Source organism: Serratia sp. HNCC26DJ206 (genome assembly GCF_057180605.1).
The window spans coordinates 35259-55420 of record NZ_JBXUGP010000031.1 but is presented as its reverse complement, the minus strand read 5'-3'; the positions used below and the strand labels follow the sequence as shown (position 1 = coordinate 55420).

General features: G+C 52.4%; 16 protein-coding genes. 10 read left to right on the top strand and 6 right to left on the bottom strand.

The window, feature by feature from the left end:
* Positions 1 to 19: 19 nt before the first annotated feature.
* A complete protein-coding gene (locus tag AC2A1E_RS19515) occupies positions 20 to 823 on the top strand; it encodes a YfaP family protein (RefSeq protein ID WP_484385126.1) in 804 nt (267 codons plus the stop codon).
* A 517-nt stretch (positions 824 to 1340) separates the two neighbouring features.
* Here AC2A1E_RS19515 and AC2A1E_RS19510 read toward each other — a convergent pair.
* Together AC2A1E_RS19510 and AC2A1E_RS19505 are read right to left on the bottom strand one after the other, a co-directional pair.
* Positions 1341 to 2360, bottom strand: a complete 1020-nt coding sequence (locus tag AC2A1E_RS19510) for an IS110 family RNA-guided transposase (RefSeq protein WP_484385125.1) — start codon at positions 2358 to 2360, stop codon at positions 1341 to 1343.
* Between the two features lie 271 nt (positions 2361 to 2631).
* A complete protein-coding gene (locus tag AC2A1E_RS19505; RefSeq protein ID WP_484385124.1) occupies positions 2632 to 3897 on the bottom strand; it encodes a flavin-containing monooxygenase in 1266 nt (421 codons plus the stop codon).
* 433 nt (positions 3898 to 4330) lie between these two features.
* On the opposite strand from AC2A1E_RS19505, the gene AC2A1E_RS19500 reads away from it, so the two are divergent.
* The 4 genes from AC2A1E_RS19500 (at position 4331) to argE (ending at position 8114) form a co-directional block, all read left to right on the top strand.
* A complete protein-coding gene (locus tag AC2A1E_RS19500) occupies positions 4331 to 5725 on the top strand; it encodes a purine-cytosine permease family protein (RefSeq protein ID WP_484385123.1) in 1395 nt (464 codons plus the stop codon).
* A gap of 136 nt (positions 5726 to 5861) precedes the next feature.
* A complete protein-coding gene (locus tag AC2A1E_RS19495; RefSeq protein WP_484385122.1) occupies positions 5862 to 6302 on the top strand; it encodes a RidA family protein in 441 nt (146 codons plus the stop codon).
* Entirely contained in the window at positions 6299 to 6973 is a 675-nt protein-coding gene (locus AC2A1E_RS19490; RefSeq protein WP_484385121.1) for a DUF1028 domain-containing protein, read from the top strand. Before AC2A1E_RS19495 ends, AC2A1E_RS19490 begins: the two co-directional genes overlap by 4 nt.
* Positions 6966 to 8114, top strand: a complete 1149-nt coding sequence (argE, locus tag AC2A1E_RS19485; RefSeq protein WP_484385120.1) for an acetylornithine deacetylase — start codon at positions 6966 to 6968, stop codon at positions 8112 to 8114. Before AC2A1E_RS19490 ends, argE begins: the two co-directional genes overlap by 8 nt.
* On the opposite strand, the gene AC2A1E_RS19480 is transcribed toward argE, so the two are convergent.
* A complete protein-coding gene (locus AC2A1E_RS19480) occupies positions 8111 to 9019 on the bottom strand; it encodes a LysR family transcriptional regulator (protein ID WP_484385119.1) in 909 nt (302 codons plus the stop codon). The two genes, argE and AC2A1E_RS19480, sit on opposite strands and share 4 nt — an antisense overlap.
* Positions 9020 to 9538: 519 nt before the next feature.
* On the opposite strand from AC2A1E_RS19480, the gene AC2A1E_RS19475 reads away from it, so the two are divergent.
* Genes AC2A1E_RS19475 through AC2A1E_RS19465 form a run of 3 tightly spaced genes read left to right on the top strand, consistent with a single transcriptional unit; the run spans position 9539 to position 13893 of the window.
* On the top strand, positions 9539 to 11029 hold the full coding sequence (locus tag AC2A1E_RS19475) for an aldehyde dehydrogenase (protein WP_484385118.1): 1491 nt from the start codon (positions 9539 to 9541) through the stop codon (positions 11027 to 11029).
* Between the two features lie 27 nt (positions 11030 to 11056).
* Positions 11057 to 12496 (top strand): APC family permease, encoded by a 1440-nt coding sequence (locus AC2A1E_RS19470; protein WP_484385117.1) that lies wholly within the window; start codon positions 11057 to 11059, stop codon positions 12494 to 12496.
* A 14-nt stretch (positions 12497 to 12510) separates the two neighbouring features.
* The gene (locus tag AC2A1E_RS19465; protein WP_484385116.1) at positions 12511 to 13893 is read left to right on the top strand and encodes an aspartate aminotransferase family protein; all 1383 of its coding nucleotides are present in this window, start codon (positions 12511 to 12513) and stop codon (positions 13891 to 13893) included.
* Positions 13894 to 13944: 51 nt separating this feature from the next.
* On the opposite strand, the gene AC2A1E_RS19460 is transcribed toward AC2A1E_RS19465, so the two are convergent.
* Positions 13945 to 14166 carry a DUF6500 family protein gene (locus AC2A1E_RS19460; protein WP_484385115.1) on the bottom strand — a complete coding sequence of 74 codons (222 nt, stop codon included), beginning with the start codon at positions 14164 to 14166 and terminating at the stop codon, positions 13945 to 13947.
* A 53-nt stretch (positions 14167 to 14219) separates the two neighbouring features.
* The gene (locus tag AC2A1E_RS19455) at positions 14220 to 14777 is read right to left on the bottom strand and encodes a hypothetical protein (protein ID WP_484385114.1); all 558 of its coding nucleotides are present in this window, start codon (positions 14775 to 14777) and stop codon (positions 14220 to 14222) included.
* A 283-nt stretch (positions 14778 to 15060) separates the two neighbouring features.
* Between AC2A1E_RS19455 and AC2A1E_RS19450 the strand changes: the two genes are divergently transcribed.
* A complete protein-coding gene (locus AC2A1E_RS19450; RefSeq protein ID WP_484385113.1) occupies positions 15061 to 15660 on the top strand; it encodes a HEPN domain-containing protein in 600 nt (199 codons plus the stop codon).
* A gap of 839 nt (positions 15661 to 16499) precedes the next feature.
* Positions 16500 to 16772, top strand: coding sequence for a hypothetical protein (locus AC2A1E_RS19445; protein WP_484385112.1), 273 nt, complete (start codon positions 16500 to 16502; stop codon positions 16770 to 16772).
* A gap of 502 nt (positions 16773 to 17274) precedes the next feature.
* Here the strand turns inward: AC2A1E_RS19445 and AC2A1E_RS19440 are convergent.
* Positions 17275 to 20007 carry a DUF927 domain-containing protein gene (locus AC2A1E_RS19440; RefSeq protein WP_484385111.1) on the bottom strand — a complete coding sequence of 911 codons (2733 nt, stop codon included), beginning with the start codon at positions 20005 to 20007 and terminating at the stop codon, positions 17275 to 17277.
* Positions 20008 to 20162 lie beyond the last annotated feature (155 nt).

Here is a 20162-nt window from a genome sequence, read left to right as displayed (position 1 = left end):
AAGGATTTAGGATAACGTTATGATTATTCGTCGGTTATGTGGCATAGGCTCGTTACTGTTAATGGTAGTGGCCCCCTCGGCGTTAGCCGAACAGCGCGTTGATATTGATACGCCGCTCGCCGGGTGGCATGACACGTCGGGTGAGGGAGCCGAGTTTTCCCAGCAGGTTAACTATCCGGCATCGTCGGTGAATTCATCGGCGAGCCAGTCAGCACAGGCGCTGATCAAGGGGCAGATTAAAGACTTCCCCAAGCCAGACAGCAAGGCTAAACAGGAACCGGGGCGGCTGATTGTCAATGGCGTCAGTATGCCGCTGAAAATTCAGGAAGATGGCCGTTTTAACCGCCCCTACATCTTCCCGCAGGGCAGCAACGGCGTTGAAGTCCGTAGCCCCGATCGGGCAGCCAAGCACCGTACCCAGTTTTATGCGCAAAGAGGTAACGGAGCGATCCCGGCGCGTTTACGTTTAGTGCTCTCATGGGATACGGATAATACCGACCTCGATCTGCATGTGGTAACCCCCGACGGTGAGCACGCCTGGTATGGTGGCCGGCAGTTAGCCAACGGCGGGGCACTGGATGTGGATGTCACTACCGGCTACGGCCCTGAGATCTTCTCTTCACCGGCACCTGAAAGCGGCCAATATCTGGTGTATGTCAACTATTATGGCGGCAGAGGGGAGGAGATCCTGACGACGGCACAGCTCACTATTGTGACCGAGGAAGGCACCACCAACGAGAAACAAGAGACCGTGATTGTGCCGATGCGTAATCCTGGTGAACTGACGTTGGTAAAAAAATTCAGCTACTCGAGCCGGGGATAGGTGGGGGAGAATAGAGCCGTCGTTTGTTCACATGTTGGACGGGTATTTATTTCGGTCGCTAAACATTTTGTGTTCATTCGACAACAGGGTGAACGCGACCGAGCCAAGGGCCCAAGGCGGGGCCCTTGGCAATCCGCGCCTTCGCCATATCTGGCGGTCGCTGCGCGACTTCCCTCACTACGACACGTCGCATTACGGCCGGCTACGACAGGCGTCCCTGCCTGTCTCGCCTGAAACCACCGTATATGGACGCTCCCGATGATGCCAGTGTTTTTCTTGAATAAAGTGAACAGGTATTGCAGCCATATATCCGGTTTCTTTCTGGGCCTTTCTGTGGCCCGAACCATGATGAAATCCGCCAGGTGAGTGCCTACCATCCCTACGGGCTAAAATGCCCTGGCAGCTTACGGCCTGTCTCACCTGCGGTCTTACCTGTTTCGCCATCTTCTTGATTACACGTGCAACTACCGGACTGCGTTTTACCTTTGCTGACCTGGAGCCGCCCTTTGAGCTCGTCTCAATGAGCGGCTCCAGGTCGATATTCTGTGCCCTTCACCAGCATTGACCACAGGATGCGCGCCGTTTTACTCGCCTGTGCCACCACCGCCACGTTGTAGTTTTTCTTTTGCAACAACGCGAACAACCACGGCATCCCTTCTTTGTGGCGTTCAATTACTGCCGCCACCGCTCTGGCTCCGTGCACCAGCAAATACCGAAAGTAACCGTCCCCCCGTTTACTGATACTGCCCAATCGCTGTTTGCCACCGCTGGAGTGTTCACGCGGTGTCAGGCCCAGCCAGGCAGCAAATTGCTTCGCACTGTGAAATTGCTGCCCGTTACCTACTGACGCCACCAGATAGGTCGAGGTCATCAACCCGACACCCGGCACTTTCATCACCCGCTGACAGGCTGGCTGGGTCTGCGCCCACTGATTGAGCTCTTGCTCAATCAGGGTGACCTGGTCTTCGAGCGCCAGGATATGTTCAAACTGACGCGCCGCACTGCGGCGGACAAACGGGGACAACGCGATATCGCCATTCTCCAGTAGGTCAGGAACACCTTGGTGAAAAGCCCGTTGCCCGGTCGGCATCACCAGGCCAAACTCGGCCAGCATGGCACGTAAGCTGTTCACACAGGCGATGCGTTCCCGGATGAGGATGTCACGCTCGGTGTGAAGAGTTAATACGGCCTGCTGCTCGGCGGTTTTCACTTGTACAAAGCGCATGCTGGGGCGGGTAACGGCTTCACAGATGGCTTCGGCATCGGCCGCATCGGTCTTGTTGGTTTTGACGTAAGGCTTGACGTACTGCGGCGGTATCAGTTTGACCTGATGACCGAACTGAGCCAGTACCCGCGCGAAATGATGGCTGGAGGAACAGGCCTCCATCCCAATAAGACAGGGCTCCAGTTGCATGACGAAAGGCACGAATTTATCGCGAGTCAGCTTTTTCTTCAGGACCGTATTACCATTGTGATCAACGCCATGAAGTTGGAAAACGTTTTTTGCCAAGTCAATACCGAGGGTAGATACTTTCATTTGGACGCTCCTGCTGTTGAGATTAGACACTCAAATTGTGGCACATTGCGATGCCGTGGTAGGAGCGTCCATCTCATTATCCATGGCGGTTTCGCCTATGCGTCGTTTCTCCGTTCGGCGCCTTCAATGGCTTCAACACCAGCGCTCACCTGACCTATTTTATTGCTTGAAGCTTTACCCTGTTTACAGCAACTCCCATTACATCTGGCTTATATAGACCAATGCGTTGTGTATAAGAAACAGCCACAGGGACACCCCCTCACAAATACGCTTAACGCCGCCTGGCATCCCGATATTGCAGATAGGTGCGTTGCGTAGCGATATGGTCGGCAACGTATTTAGCGTCATGCCAGACGCCCCAAATAAAGGTTGAGCCGCGCCGCGATAGCCAAGGTAACCCTAAGAAATAGACGCCAGGTTCGCTGGAAACCCCGCGTTGATGCTGTGGCTTGCCTTTATCATCGAAGGCGTTGACCTCAAGCCAGCCATAATCAACCGTGTATCCCGTGGCCCAGACAATCGAGGTAATGCCCGCCTCAGATAAATTAAGCTGCAAAATCGGGTCAGTGATGCATTCCGGGTCGGGGAGAATATGGCGGGCCGTCGGTTCTTCGGGCAGATCCAACCCATTGCGGGCGATATAAGCATCTGCCGCATCCAAGAGTTCCAGGTAATTTTCATCGCCACGGGCAATATTTTCTTTGAGATCGGCGGCAAAAGTGACGCCGCCATCCTGGAAAGAGCGGGTCAGGCCAACCAGCGTCACCCCTTCATGCGCCAGTTCGCGGAAATCTACCGTATAGCCCCCGTGAGCCCCCGTGACGGCAATCGTGACGTGCTCTTTACCCGGTTGGCTCACCGCGGCATCCCACAAGCCTAACACGCCTAACCACCAGCAGAAGTCTCGGCCACGATAAGAGCGGGGTGGGCGATCGTGCGCGCCAACGGAGAGGTACACCCGTTTTCCGGCACGCCTCAGTTCATCGGCAATCTGTACTCCAGATGAGCCCGCGCCGACAATCAACACCGCCCCTGCGGGTAATTGCTGCGGGTTGCGATAATGCGCCGAGTGAATTTGAGTGAGCCTCTCATCTTGGGGAGCGACGGCTGGGATCACCGGGCGTTGAAACGGGCCGGTGGCGGCCACCACATGGTTTGCCTCAATGATGCCTTCGCTGGTTTCAATGCTAAAACCGGGGCGGCCAAGGTTGCGTTGCACCCGCTTTACCTCTACGCCAGTGCGAATTGGCGCATTGAATTTATCCGCATAGGCAGCAAAATAATCGGCAATCTGCTCTTTGGGCACAAAGCCATCGGGATCGATATTGGTAAACTCCATCCCCGGAAAGCGATCGTGCCAAGCGGGGCCGTTAGCCACCAGAGAATCCCAGCGCCCAGTACGCCAGGCTTCGGCTATCCGATTTTTCTCCAACACTAAATGAGGGATGCCAAGTTTAGTCAGGTGTTCACTGATCGCGACCCCAGCCTGACCTGCCCCTACCACTAGCGTATCAATGTTGATGTTGTCTGATGTCATATCTGCATCCTTAGCCTGGTTATTCGGTTATGAGAAATATCCCCGTCGCCCTTCAAGATACAGGGGTGTTGGCTGCTCTCACTCACCCGAATCACTTACTAATGTAAGCTCATCGGGATTTCGTTCGATTGCCGCCTACCTGTATCTTGAAGTAACTTGGTGATAGCTTGGGCATAGATGGGCAAGACTATGGAATGGATATGAATGGGTAAAATATTATTAAACTAAGGATTGAGTATAAATTAATGATGCAAGCGGGAGCATTGTTTTTGCAGACTCACTGATAAGGCAGTTTTTTTATTCTCTCAGATAACAAAATTAATATTTTATCTATCCTTCCATCAGTGCCCATTATCACGCCAATAAGAAAATACTGCCGATAATAACGGCCACTTCACTATACCAATAATAATTTTCTTAACTGGAGTTCACCATGTCCATCGCTGAATCATCGCCACCGCTGATTGAAAAACACACGATAGGTTATATTCCCCCTGAAGAGCGCCATGGGAAAGTACGGGATTTATTCACGCTGTGGTTCGGCGGTAATATTGCCCCTTTACCCATTGTGACCGGGGCACTGGGCATACAGCTATTTCATTTAAATCTGCTGTGGGGGGTGATCGCCATTCTGGTGGGGCACTTTATCGGTGGGGTTTTTATGGCCCTGCATTCGGCCCAGGGGCCGCAAATGGGCATTCCGCAAATGATCCAGAGCCGTGCTCAATTCGGTTCGTTAGGCTCTTTGCTGGTGGTGGCGATCGCCGGGGTGATGTATGTCGGCTTCTTTACCTCCAATATTGTTCTGGCGGGAAAATCCCTGCATGGCGTGGTGAGCAGCATATCGGTTCCGGTGGGGATTATCGTCGGTGCGGTCGGTTCCTGCGTGATCGGCATTATTGGTTATCGCTTTATTCATGTGCTTAACCGGATCGGGACCTGGGTATTGGGGATCGGCATTGTGCTGGGGTTTGGCTATATTTTTACCCATATACACACCGCCGACTTTCTGACGCGCGGCAGCTTTACTATTTCCGGCTGGCTGGCCACGGTGTCGCTGGCGGCGTTATGGCAAATTGCTTTTGCGCCTTATGTTTCTGATTACTCACGTTACCTGCCAGCAGACGTTTCCGTGTCGGCCACCTTCTGGACCACCTATCTGGGCTCGGTATTGGGTTCGAGCCTGTCGTTTATCTTCGGTGCGGTCGCGGTGGTGGCCACGCCCATCGGCATGGACACCATGGATGCGGTGAAGCTGGCTACTGGTACTCTTGGCCCCCTCATGCTGGTGCTGTTCCTGCTGAGCGTGATTAGCCACAATGCGCTGAATCTGTATGGCGCGGTGATATCGTTGATCACGCTGGTGCAAACCTTTTCCTGGCGTTGGATCCCTACTGCCAAGAGCCGGGCGGTGTTATCCGTTATTGTTCTGTTGTGCTGCTGTATTGCCGCTATTTATTCCTCGGCAGATTTTATCGGCCATTTCGTTGATTTGGTGCTGGCCCTGCTGGTGGTATTGGTGCCCTGGACCGCCATCAATTTAATCGACTTTTACGCCATTCATAAAGGCCAATACAATATTAACTCTATTTTTCAAGCTAATGGCGGTATTTACGGTTACTTTAATCCGCAGGCATTATTAGCCTATGCCATTGGTATTCTGGTACAGATCCCATTTATGAACACGCCGTTATACGTAGGGCCAGTTTCAGCCCATATTAATGGGGCCGATCTTTCCTGGCTGGTGGGGTTAGTGGTGACGTCACCGCTGTATTACTGGATGGCAAGCCGCGATAGCCGCTATCGCCGCCAAGTGCTGTCAGATTAGTTTTTACCTTGCTAAGCCTGAGTGAAAATATCGTTTCAGCAGCAATGCTTTTCTTGGATGATGAATGAGTGGTTTGGCGGCTTTCTATTTTATCAAAGGTCATTTATTTCATATTTTTCGTTAACAGGAGTTGTTAATGAGCAACGTTACTCATACTCGAATTCGCATGTTTAATACCAAAGAAACCTACCCTAATCAGTCATTGGATAACGATCTGTGCCAAGCGGTGCGGGCGGGAAATACCGTCTATGTCCGTGGCCAGGTGGGAACCGACTTTGCCGGTAATCTGGTGGGGTTGGGCGATCCGCGCGCTCAAACCGAGCAGGCGATGAAAAACGTGAAACAGTTGCTGGCGGAAGCGGGTAGCGATCTGTCACATATTGTCAAAACCACCACTTATCTTATTGACCCCAGATATCGTGAGCCGGTTTATCAGGAAGTGGGTAAATGGCTCAAAGGGGTATTTCCGATCTCGACCGGGATTGTGGTGGCCGCGCTGGCCCAGCCGCAGTGGTTAATGGAAATCGATATTATCGCCGTGATCCCCGAAGGCTGGGAAGCGCAGGAGGCGTTATGACCTTTTCTATTGCTGCGCGCTGTGCAGAGACCGGGCAACTCGGTATTGCGCTGAGTTCTTCCAGCATTGCGGTCGGCGCTCGCTGCCCTTGGTTGCAGGCGGGCGTTGGCGCGGTCTCCAGCCAGAACATTACGCTGCCGATGCTCGGCCAACAGGTTTTGCAACAGCTGGAACAGGGGTTGAAACCTGAACATGCGTTGGAAAACGTGCTGGCGGATAACGCGTTTAGTGAATATCGCCAAGTCATCGTGATCGACAGTGTTGGTGCAACGGTGGTGTTCAGCGGAGCAAAATCATTAGGCCTCTACCATACGGCGCAGGGGGCAAATTGCGTGGCGGCGGGTAACCTGCTGGCAGACATCGAGGTGATTAATGCCATGGTGAACGCATTTGAACAGGCCAGCGGCCAACTGACCGATCGCTTGCTGGCGGCGCTGCAAGCGGCAAGGGATCATGGCGGTGAGGCGGGGCCGGTACATTCTGCGGCGGTTAAGGTGGTGGGGAACTACTCTTGGCCCATCGTTGATTTGCGGGTTGATTGGGCAGATAAAGACCCGATTGCGCAACTGGATGCGCTTTGGCAAGCCTATAAACCACAGATGCAAGCCTACCTTACGCGTGCGATAGACCCCCGTGAGGCACCAAGCTATGGAGTGCCGGGCGATGAGTGATGCGGTGCGTAACCTGTTAGCCAAGTTGTTGGCTTTTGATACTACCAGCCGCGGATCCAATCTTGAGCTGATTGATTTTATTCAAAATTATCTGGCTGACTTAGGTGTGGAAACTCAACTGTTCCTCGATGCCAGCGCAAGAAAAGCCAACTTATACGCGCGCACTGGCCCGGTTGGCAATGGTGGGGTGATGCTGTCTGGCCATACCGACGTTGTACCTGTCGATGGGCAGCAATGGACCGTACCTCCGTTTGCGCTGACGCAGCAACATGGCCGTTACTATGGCCGTGGCAGCGCCGACATGAAGGGCTTTCTGGCGTGCGTGTTAGCCTCTGTGCCTGATTTTGTTGCTCAGCCGCTGCGCATGCCGTTGCATCTGGCTTTTTCCTATGATGAAGAGGTCGGTTGCCTGGGAGTTCGCAGCCTGGTGGCCCATCTTAAAGCCTCGAAGGAGAAACCCGCGATGTGCATTGTGGGTGAACCGACGGAAATGAGGCCGGTTTACGGCCATAAAGGCAAATTGGCGATGCGCTGCCAGGTACAGGGCCATGCCTGCCACTCGGCCTATACGCCGCAGGGGGTGAATGCCATTGAGTACGCAGCCAAACTGATTAATAAATTAACCCTGCTTGGCAGCCAACTTACCGCCACGCAAAATCGCTGTTTTGATCCTCCCTACAGTACATTGCAGGTGGGTACCATCCACGGAGGCACTGCGCTCAATATTGTGCCGCAGGACTGTCAGTTCGATTTTGAAATTCGCCATCTGCCCGGCGTATCGGTTGATGCCGTGATGAGCGAACTGGAGCAGTATGCTGAAGAGGAGTTGTTGCCCGCTATGCGGCGGGTTGCGGCAAGCAGTGATATCCGCTTCCAGCCACTTAGCCAGTACCCAGGGTTATTCACCGATCGGCAATCGGACTTTGCCCGCTGGTTGGCGCAGTGGTGCAGCAGTGATGAGTTCACCACGGTAGCCTTTGGCACCGAAGGTGGCCTGTTTGATGAAGCCGGTGTGGCTACGCTGATTTGCGGGCCGGGGAGCATGGAGCAGGGCCACAAACCTGATGAATACGTTAGCGCTGAACAGTTGGAGCGCTGCATGAAAATGCTGGCTAACCTGCGCGCTTGGATGCGGGCTTAGAGCATCTCCGCCAGTTCGGTCTTGCAAAATTCAACGAATAACTGCGCCGGTTTGGTCAGTTGGTTGCGGGTCAGCCAGGCCACCACCAGCCCGGAACCTTCGACTTCATCTTGCAGCTCGATGGTCACCAGTGGCTGACCATCGTAACTGTATTGACCATAAGGCCGCGTGACTAGAATGGCAAAGCCCAACCCTTGGCCGACCATGCCACGTACCATTTCGATGGAGGGTGAGCTAAAGACGATATTGGGTGTAATGCCAATCTGCGTGAACAAATTGACGAAGTAATTGCGGCTGGGTAACACGTCCAGCAGGATCATCGGTTCAGCGGCTAACTCTGCCAGAGACACCTGGGTTTGCTGCGCGAAGCGATGGTTGGCGGGTAATAAAACATAAGGTTTTCTTGGCTCAGCCAGAATGTCCGTTGAAATATGGCTGTTCAGTTCATGGTGATATAACAGGGCAACGTCAAGATTCCCCGCAGTTAGGCTTTGCACTAATTCATGCTGCTCGCCATCGCGAATAATGGTTTCTACGCCGGGATAAAGCGTTTTAAACCCTCTAATCAGTTTCGGTAAAATTAATGGGGCGACCGTTTCAAAGCAGCCAATGTTGATTTGCCCAGAAACCATATCATTATCGGCTAACGCATTTTGCTCAAACATATGCGCCATTCTTAATAATTTTTGCGCTTTGCTGTAAAAACGCGCGCCCGAAGGAGTGAGTGAAACGCCCTGAGCATGGTGACGAATAAAGAGCTGCACCCCAAAACTGTCTTCAAGGCCTTTTATTGCGGTGGAGATAGAAGGTTGTGCGATATACAACTTACGAGAGGCTTCTGCCACGCTCCTGCATTTGGCAGTGGTAACGAAGTATTTAAGCTGGCGTAAGGTGTAGTTAGCCATCGTTGACTCCTTGATTTCCTGTAGGGATAAACGTTACTGACGGTTAACCCGTTCCCGGTTTTTTTGCAATATACCCGTCATACTTCAAGTTGCATGTGCGTTGGCTGCGTTTGTTCACCCCAGTCACATAGTTGTCTATGCTCCTGGGGACTCACTCACTTGCCGCCTTCCTGCAACTCGAATTATTTAGGGTATAAATGTTTAACAGTTAAGCTTAATATTTTAATTAATTGTTATTTAAATGTAAAAATAGACCTAAAGCATAGAGTAACTCAGGCTATTTAACAGTGAGGCAGTTCAAAGAATTCAGTGCGATTCCGGCGGAAAAATATATCGGCGTCGCTCGATGCATTTATTCATCATGGCTCATACCGCTATTTTTAGCGTAATTCCCCTGCTAAGTTTTTTTATCACTACCCACCATATTTTTACTGCTTTTCCTCAGCCTGGAAGCCAGATAGCATCAATCGTCTTATTTAACATTAAATAAACATATTATTCACATGTTGAGGGGCAGGTATGTTTAATCTCTGCGACTGGCAGGAGCGAGCAGTTCGCCAGGGCTTCATCGATAAGGCCATTATTGATGGCCAACAGGTTGCCGCAAGATCGGGCATGACGCTTGATGTGATCAATCCGGCCACCAACCAGCTCTTGGCAAAAGTCGCCGCTTGCGATGAGCCGGAGGTCGATCAGGCGGTAGGTGCTGCGCGCCGCAGTTTCGAGCAAGGCGTATGGGCGCATCGGCCCCCCGCCGAGCGTAAAAAGGTCCTGCTGCGCTTGGCTGAGCTGATGCTGGCACATCGTGAAGAACTTGCCTTGCTTGATTCACTGAGTATGGGCAAACCGGTGATGGACGCCTGGAATGTGGATGTTCCCGGCGCTGCCCAGGTGTTCTCTTGGTATGCCGAAAGCCTGGATAAACTGTATGGCCAGGTTGCGCCGACGGCGCAGAACGTACTGGCGACCGTGACTCGGGTGCCATTGGGGGTGATTGCCGCCGTGGTGCCGTGGAATTTCCCGCTGGATATGGCGGCCTGGAAACTGGCCCCGGCGCTGGCAGCTGGCAACAGCGTGGTGCTGAAGCCTGCCGAACAGTCGCCGTTTTCCGCCTTGCGCCTGGCGGAGCTGGCGCTGGAAGCGGGGTTGCCCGCCGGGGTGCTGAACGTGGTGCCCGGCTTGGGCGAGCGAGTGGGTAAAGCGCTGGGGCTGCACAAGGATGTCGACTGCCTGGTGTTTACCGGTTCAACCCAGGTTGGCAAGCACTTCATGCAGTATTCGGCACAGTCAAACCTCAAACAGGTGTGGCTGGAATGCGGCGGTAAAAGCCCGAGCCTGATCTTTGATGATTGCCAGGATCTGCATCTGGCGGCAGAAAAAACCGCTTTTGCCATTTTCTACAATCAGGGCGAAGTCTGCTCGGCCAACTCCCGTTTGCTGGTGCAACGCTCCATTCATGACGAATTTGTCGAACGCCTGATCGCTCAGGCAGCTTACTGGCAGCCCGGCGATCCTCTCGATCCGCAGAGCCATGCCGGTGCCTTGGTGGATGCCCGCCATACCCAACGCGTGGTGAGCTTTATTGAACAAGCCAAGCGCGACGGCGCTCGCCTGGTTTATGGCGGTAACCGTCTGAGCTGCAATGGCTCCAGCAACTTTGTGCAGCCCACGCTGTTCACCCAGGTTGATGCCGATATGCACCTGTTTCAGGAGGAGGTTTTCGGCCCGGTGTTGGCGATTACCGCCTTTGATACGGAAGACGAGGCGATCGCGATGGCAAACGGCAGTGTCTACGGGCTGGCGGCTTCGGTATGGAGTGATGATCTCAATCGTGCTCACCGGGTGGCACAGCGCCTGAATGTGGGAACGGTATCGATCAATACGGTCGATGCGCTGGATGTCACCGTGCCCTTTGGCGGCGGCAAGCAGTCGGGTTTTGGGCGTGATCTCTCTTTGCACTCTTTCGACAAATATACCCAATTGAAAACGACCTGGATTCAACTGCGCTAGCTCCCTGACAATGACGAGGGTAAAACGATGACTCAAAAAGCCAATCTATTATTAGACGCTATCCCCAAAGCCCGTCAGATCGCCGGGGCACGGCATAAAACGCTGGGCCTGGTGGCGTTACTGTCGGTCTCGATCGGTTTAGTGGTGTCACAAGGCGTGATGGTGTTGATGTTGCAGGCCGTCGGCATTGCAGGATTCGGTTTTATCATCCCGCTGGGGCTGGCTTATCTGCTGGCGCTCAGTTATGCATTTTCATTTTCTGAGCTGTCGCTGATGATCCCGCGCGCGGGCAGCCTGAGCAGTTACACCGAGGTGGCTATCGGCCAGTTCCCGGCGATCCTGGCGACGTTCTCCGGCTATATCGTGGTGGCGATGTTTGCGCTTTCTGCCGAACTGCTGCTGCTCGATATGATCATCGGCAAAGTCTTCCCTTGGTTGTCATTACCACCGCTGACGATTGCCTTCGGCATCTTGGGCCTGTTCACCGTACTCAACCTGATGAACATCGATATTTTTGCCCGTCTACAATCCCTGTTGGCGGTGGTGATGTTGGTCGTGCTACTGCTGTTAGGCCTGAGTGCTATCAGTCATGAGCAGGCACAGCCCTTGACCAATCTGCTGGCCAATAGCCCGGTAAACCCACTCGGTTGGGGCGTGCTGACGCTGGTTGCCATGGCAATTTGGGGATTTGTCGGCGCGGAGTTTGTCTGCCCGCTGGTGGAAGAGGCTCAGCGCCCTGAGCGCGATATCCCGCGTTCGATGATCATCGGCTTGAGCGTGATTTTCTGCACCATTGTGATTTATTGCCTCGGCGCACTGTTGATGATCCCGCCCGAGGAGTTAGCCACTAACGGCTTGCCACATTACCTGTTTGCCACGGCGGTGTTTGGCGAAACGGGGCAGATATTCCTGGTGACTGCTGCGGTCACCGCCACCTGTAGCACCTTGAATTCCTCGTTGGCCACCATTCCCCGCATGCTGAGCGGGATGGCGCAAAACGGCCAGGCGTTCCCCTGTTTCAAACGGCATAGCGCCAAAACGGGTTCTCCTTGGGTTTCGGTTCTGTTTGTTGCCAGCATCACCGGGCTGCCGCTGCTGTTGATGGAAAACGATTCGATCAACCTGCTCCTAAGCGCCGCCGCACTGGCCTGGCTGCTGGCTTATATCATCACCCATATCAATGTGCTGGTGCTGCGCAGGCGTTACCCCAATCAGCACCGGCCTTTCCGTACCCCTTTTTACCCGCTGCCGCAGGTGATCGGCATCGTCGGCATGCTGTATGCCATCGCGAATATTTCGCCTTCAACCGAGCAAGCGATACAGATCTACAAGGTGGCAGGAGTGGTTCTGGGACTGGTTTCACTGATCGCGGTGGTATGGATCAAATTTGTGATGCGTAAACCCTTGTTCAAGCCAGAGCCGCTGGTACATACGCCGCAGCCTAACGTCGATACTCATACTATGTGAAAGGATAACCGCCAATGAATATGCAAAATCATCGTCAGCGCGCAACCCGTGACTATCAGGAACTGGATGCGAGCCATCATATCCACGCGTTTCTGGATCAAAAAGTACTGAATGCGGAAGGCCCGCGGGTGATCGTGAAAGGTGAGGGGCTCTACCTTTGGGACAACGATGGCAACCGCTACCTGGATGGCATGTCGGGCCTGTGGTGCACCAATCTCGGCTATGGGCGTGAGGATTTGGTGGCTGCGGCGACTCAGCAGATGCAACAGTTGCCGTACTACAATATGTTTTTCCACACCACGCATCCGGCGGTGGTGGAGTTATCAGAAATGCTGTTCAGCCTGTTGCCGGGCCATTACAGCCACGCGATCTATACCAACTCAGGCTCTGAAGCCAACGAAGTGCTGATCCGCACGGTACGCCGTTACTGGCAGGTGGTCGGGCAGCCGAAAAAGCGCGTCATGATTGGCCGCTGGAACGGTTATCACGGCTCTACGCTGGCCAGCTCTGCGATGGGCGGGATGAAGTTTATGCATGAAATGGGCGGCATGCTGCCGGAGATCGCTCATATTGACGAGCCTTATTGGTATGCCCATGGCGGTACTATGACCCCCGAGGAGTTTGGCCGCCGCTGTGCCTTACAGTTGGAGGAGAAAATCCTCGAACTGGGGGCCGAGAATGTGGCCGGGTTTATCGCCGAGCCTTTCCAGGGGGCGGGCGGGATGATCTTCCCGCCAGAGAGCTATTGGCCGGAGATTCAGCGCATCTGCCGCCAATATCATGTGCTCCTTTGTGCCGATGAGGTGATCGGCGGTTTTGGCCGCACCGGAGAATGGTTTGCCCATCAGCACTTCGGCTTTGAACCCGACACGCTGTCGATCGCCAAAGGATTGACCTCGGGGTATATCCCGATGGGCGGGCTGGTGCTTTCCCACACTATTGCCGAAGCGCTGGTGGAAAAAGGCGGGGTGTTTGCGCATGGGTTGACCTACTCCGGCCACCCGGTTGCGGCCGCGGTCGCGCTGGCGAACCTTAAGGCGTTGCGTGACGAAGGGATTGTCAGCAGAGTGAAAAAGGATGTCGGACCATACCTGCAAAAAGGGTTGCGCGAGATATTTACCGCTCACCCGCTGATCGGCGAGATCCAAGGCACCGGCATGGTGGCCGCGTTACAGTTTGCCGAAGATAAAACCCGCCGCCAGCGTTTTAGCAACGAAAGTGATATTACCTGGCGTTGCCGAACTTATGGTTTTGAAGAGGGGGTGATTATCCGTTCCACCGCAGGGCGGATGATCATGGCGCCAGCGCTGGTGGCGAGTCACAGTGAGATCGACGAACTGCTGGAGAAAACCAAACGTGCAGTGGATCGTACCGCGCGCGATCTGGGGCTGATGTGATGGCTCAATAAACGATAAGCCGCGGGGTAGGGCGGCTTATCTTTCCTGGCGTTATTCCCCCATCGATTCGACCATTGCCTTTATTTTCACCGCCTTCTCAAAGTGATCCAGCTTCATATCTTTGATCCACCAACTGGCGGCCTCCATCAGCAGTTCAGGATCGTCATTTCTGTTGGCAAAAAAGGCATAAAATGAGAGCCCAACGTTATCTCCCTTCGTACGGATTTTCTCATCGCAAACCTGGATGATTTTGGTTTTTAACGTGTTTCTCATAGAGAGTCCTGAATGCGGCGGATGGAGACTGTGGTCATTAGTTACCCTAAGAACTATTTTTTTGACAGAAAGTTTAGCCAGTCGTCATTAAATAATATGCGTTCAAATGGGGTGACATGTTTTCTGATATAAGAAAGAATGTCAGCATCGGTCATTTTAGAGGCCTCGGAAGGGTAAAGATCGCTACAATCATCAAAGATACTGTAATAAAGCCAACTGAGATAGCCACACGTTTTAGAGAAAAAACGCGGGCCGAACCAGAAGTATGTTTTTACAAATAAATATAAAAGAGACTCAGCCGTATTTGCGTCTTCTGAATGGGTGAGTTGCCAAAGCTGGATCCTAAGCCATATCAGAGCGCTCAATTCTCTGCTTGGATAGCTTATCCCTACCTCGATAAGGTAACGATCAAGGTAAAGCATGACCTCATATTCATCCGGTGTTTTATCAAGACTCAGTGCAGCAATAATCAACAATGTTTCGGAACCGTTGCCAGACATGACTTCACGCTCAGCCCATTCAGTAATAGCTTTGATATGCTCTATTGGCCGATCAATCTGCATTAGGCAAAGGAGGTCCGTTAGGGTGTAGTTGTAAGTATTGGATTCCATTCTTAACTCACTATTCAATATTTTTCAGGGACTAAACGTAATGGTTTTATTGAAGATATTTAGGGGAAGCGAGCATAGCTCATTGTCAGGTTAATGTCCGTATGTTCGAGGATAAAATGTAACCACAGAGTGTTACCGCAGCAGATTATGAAGACAAACCTCCGTACAGGTGAACATTAAATAGCAAGGTTTTTATGACACCGACGGTGTTCATTTTTCCGATACAATCGGTCAACACGGTGCATGTTGGATACTGAACGCCTTAACGAATGGAGGTTTTTTAATGGACGGATATAGTGATACTGAGGAGTGGCTAAATGATAGGCCAGCGTTAGCGGAAGAAAGGAACCATCCAAACCATTGGTATAATCGAGCGTCGGACTTACATGCGTCTGCTGGTGCACTTTGGTATGTCATGAAGTTGAAAGACACGGAAGTTGTGGAATCTCTAGGTCTAAGCTCAGGTTTTTCTATGGGGGTTGCATGTAAGCCTGTTTACCACATGCTGTGTGGTTTATCGCTTGAGCTAATACTTAAGGCAGTGATTGTTAAAAAAGGGACTGAGCCACCCAAAAATCATTATCTAAATCAATTAGTTTCAGACTTAGGCATTAAAAAAACACCTCATGAAGCTAAGTTGTTGAGATTTTATGAAGAATCTATCCTATGGACTGGAAAGTATCCACTCCCTATTCCTAAGTGGTGTGGAGATGATGACTTGAAGAGATACTGGACGCTTGCAGGTGATGTACTCACGACCCCCATTTCTCCACCGCCAACGGATAGCAAAATTCTTCGGTTTCGGGAATCTAGTGGTGCGACAGATTGGGAAGAGTATGACCTCTTATGGCTTAAATATTCGTCAATATTCACTTCTGCATGATAGATACTTACCGCATATTACCGCTCTGAGGTATCCCATAAGTATCCCAGAAAAATTAAAGGGGCTACGTTTTTAACGTAACCCCTTGATAATTTGGCCCTGCTGGGTCTGTTCTTGTTCATTAATCTATTGTTTTTAAATGAATTAATAAATTCATTTTTGATTTCGTATACCCAAATGTATACCTATTTGAATTTTTCACCCTGAATTGCGGCGGCTCTAAAAATCCTTAAACGTGCTTTAAAAGGGGTTTAAACACCGTGTGTTTAAAAACCTATCATTTTTGTTCAGTTTCCTATTCATTTTTTATCAAAAAAACACCATAAAAAACCATTTTTTATCATTTTAATACAGTGGGTTACGGTGATTTTCTGTTAAGAAAAGTGATCCATATCAATGAATTATCCTTGCCTTACCTTGTTTAAATAGCCTTGAAAAATGAGCACCACCCCACCTACCAGCCGCAAAGGGCAGCTATTTTACTCGCACGGGGCGCTATGGCGTTAAAACCGCTACAGGCTTATCAAAGGGAGAGTAATGGTTAAAACGCCTCAAAATGGCTTACAGCGCGTTTTTGTGACGGTGGCCTTGCCGGAGAGGTGTGCGCTATATATGGTTTTTGAAAAAATGGATACTGTTACATCCTAACGTCATTCATCCCGAAAAATCCCACATCTTCCCGGATAATCCCGGTTTACTTCTAATGGGATGCTGCAAACATTCGGCTTTGTAACCGGGCTCTCAAGCTGTTTTGGGTTGCTATGCTATCGTTTATGCTCACTATTTGGCCCCTTTGCGGGGCAGATATAGCAGCTTGCACAACATGGAGAGAAGTGAGTATGAAACTACTACCCCTGATAAAGATACTGGCATTTACCCCGGCACTCATTGCTACAGGGTGTTTTGCTGGTGACGTAATGAAAGCGGAATTTAGAACTTTGGCGGAGTGCTTGGCATCGATTGAGAGAAATACGGGTTCCACCCTCACCATTATCAGAGACAAGCCCGATATTGTTACTGGCAACCTGTCGAATGGGAAAACCTTTGCTTGCGAACTAAAAGAGTCTGGCACCAAGGGAACATATTACGAAGGGTGGTACATGGTTGACTGAGTCCGCAAAATTCTGCGGGTAATGATTCCCGGTCAGCAACGGCCACCGGATTACGGCGGCATGATTCATTAATGTTTAATCTTGTGCATGAATGAAGAAAAAGTTTTGCTGAAATAATTCCCTATATAGACGTGAAGGTGTCGGTTCAGTCGGTTTGTCGGTTCACTGCCCTGAGAGCCTTTCTGTGTCTGGGTTTGTGCTGAACCGACATTTTGAAAACGTGTCGGTTCAAAGGGGGTAAATGTCGGTTCATCGTATGGCGCGGAGGAGAGAATATCTATTTTTTTTGGTTTTTTATTCAAATTTAATAAATCATACAAAAGGAGTAACTTTCATGTTTTGTGATTTATTGATTAGAAAAAATTAAGTATTCAAGCGGCCAGCCAGAAAAAAGGCTGAAAAAAATCAGCCCTCCTACCATGCCATTTTGGTGCACTGAACCGACATTTAACCATTTGAACCGACTGAACCGACAATTATTTACGCGCACACATGAGAAAAGTTATGCGCCCTCTGTATCGTCATCGTCTGGCAGCATCAGCACGTATACGGTGTGTTGCTTGCCGTTGATGCGGGGTGATTTCTTCACATACCCCCGCGCCTTGGGGCTATCCGGCTTTTCCAGCATCCCCGACTCAAACAGGGCCTGCGCGGCCTTAAGGCGGTTGTAACCTTTCGCTATCTCCTCCTCAAACACATGCGGGAACGTGTAATAGCGCATGTCTATCTCATCACTATCCGGCGCTTCTTTCCGCCCTTGACGGTATCCGGCCAAGTCACGAATGGGTAAATCACGTGGGTCATACTTTACCGGGGCGTAGCGGCTCATGCCGTAAGCACTCAAGAAAGCTATTGCCTGCCTCACGATGGCGGAGTCCTCCCGGTTTTCCAATCCGAACAGGAACAGCCAATCGTTAAAACAGCGCTGTATGGCCTGCCGACATTGTTCTTGCGTCCATCCGGTAAGGTGCGTTGCCATTATCAGCGCGGCCTCAAGTAACGCGAATCGGCTAGCCACCCGGCGCACTTGGTCACTGGCTTGCGTAGGAATGCGCGATTGCCACGCCTCTACGGTGCGCAGGACGGTTTCAACGGCCAATGGCTTGCAGGTGGAGAGGTAAGACACCCATTCGCGCCCCAGCGCCCCGTAATGGGCTTTTGTGGCCGTCTGCAAGGCGTCAGCATGGCTACGGGTGTCAGGGTGGCCGTGTGTGCGTTCTACGGCCAAAATCGGCACATTGAGCAAGCGCACCAGTTGCCCGGCGTGTGTAGTCTCTCCGGCAGCGCTCAGGTAGGTTTCCAAATCCTTTTCGCCGGTACTCAGGGCCAGTACGCGCCAACTCAGTGTTTCCCGGTTGCCGCCGTCTTTCGCCCCCTGAATCTTACCCGTACCGTTAAACAGAGCATACGCCGCGCTGGCTACTGATTTCGCCCTGGTGCTTTGCCCTATCTCATCCAGTGACAACAGGCCATCATTGTGCGCTACCGCCTCATTGGTCAGCCCGTACTCTGTTGCAAACCAACTCAACAGCAATTCCGTAGGGTGGCCCCACACGCTGTTAGCAATATAGGCAATGGTGGATTTACCGCGCCCGGAATCGCCAAAAAGATGCACGCCGAAACTGTCCATTTCCGCAATGTGTAACAGCGGTGCAGCCAGCGAACACGCCACACCCAGCATCATGCAGGCGTTACCGTTCACCAGTGCGCCCACCGAATTACGCCAGCTTTCTACCGTACCCCGCACACGGTAAGCGCCCGCCGCCGCGCTGCGGCCACTGAATTTTACCGGCGTTTCCGGCTCACCAATAACTGAGCCATCCGGCATAAGGTAAGCGCCATTTTGCCAACCGGTAGACAGTGCTATCCGCCAGTATTCCCGCTTACCGGCGCGTTGCAGGTGGTTAGCCAGAATGGTGCGCAAAGCGGTGTTATTGGTTACGGCCAATCCCTTGCGGCGCAACCGCGCCCACCCCTCACGCTCACCCACTTCCCGCTTGGGGAGAATTTCTGTGTGTGGCGCTTTGTGGCCCTCCGGCGTCCACTCAATCAGTAAATACTGCTCCTCTCCGCTGTCACCCACGCCAATCACGGCCAGCGGGTCACACAACCACCCTTCCTTGTCGGTGATTTCCCCTGATTCCCGGTCAAGTTTTGGCTCAATCCAGAAAAGGCCGTCACTGCGGTAATCAATATAGGGTTTTAGCGCATCGGTGCGCGGTGCGGTGCGTGTCTGCGCACTGGCGGTTTCTGGCTGGTAAAGCCCGGCATAAAACGCAGCGGTAGCGGCGGTAATTCCTGCACGTTGGCGGTAATCATCCCAATCCGCTTTATCGTCGGTGGGTGGCAGCGTTACCCATGCATTGGCGCTGCGTGCAGATTTCTCCGCCCACAACACACCGGTATTTTCTGCACCGTCCGCGCCAGCATCGTTATCCGCCGCAATAATGATTTTGGCGTGCGGGTATGCCTCACGAAACGCCTTGCAGACTGGCATTAAATTCTGCGCATCCAGCGCGGCCACGGTGAAAGCATTACTATCGAACAGGGAAGCGGTGAGGGCGGTAGCGTATCCCTCCGCAATAATGACCACTTCCGGGCTGTTCGGTGGTGCTGCACGGGTGCAGATAAACGCGCCACGTTTCCGGCTCCCGGACAGTAATCTTTTGGTGCCGTCCGGCTTGATAGTTTGTGCGCCGGTCACTTCCCCGGAGAGCGTCACCATTGCCAGAATTAACGAACCATCAGCCAGTAATGATAGGTGATAACCGGTCAACCCCTTGGCCTGTAAATAGGCGCTTTCGCCGGGGCTTTTGGCCGCTGCGGATAACATGCGGTTAATCTTTTCCAGTGCGGCCAGATTAGAGGGCGCATCGTCGTGTTTCTGCACCGTCGCCGCTGGTGTGCCGTGTGCGGATTGTTGCCGGTCAGCAACGTTACCGGCCACCGTGCCGATAACGCTTTCTACCTGTTTTGCAGCCTCCACCAAACTACAGCGATTTACCCGTGCAACCAAATCAAGCCCGTCATGAGAGCCGCACTGGTTACACCACCAACGCCCCTTATCGTCGTGTTTGTCACAGCGGAAGCGGTCTTTCCCGCCACACACCGGACAGGCACCGTGCGCACCATTGGCGGGAACCTCGATATTCAACGAGCGGAAGATTTCAGGCCAGCGCCCGGATGCTGCGGCCACCACGGCGGAAACGCCAAAGCGGGAGGATTTACCGGTCATATTTGTACCCTTACTGATTATCTGTAGCCGGAAATCAGGCAAGCCGCCGCCCTGAGCAGTAGCGGCGCTCAATGCAATGCATCACGGTGCTGATTTCTGGCGGGTGTTACGGTGATTGCTGGCCGTGGTGAACAATCACCACGGCGATAGTGTGT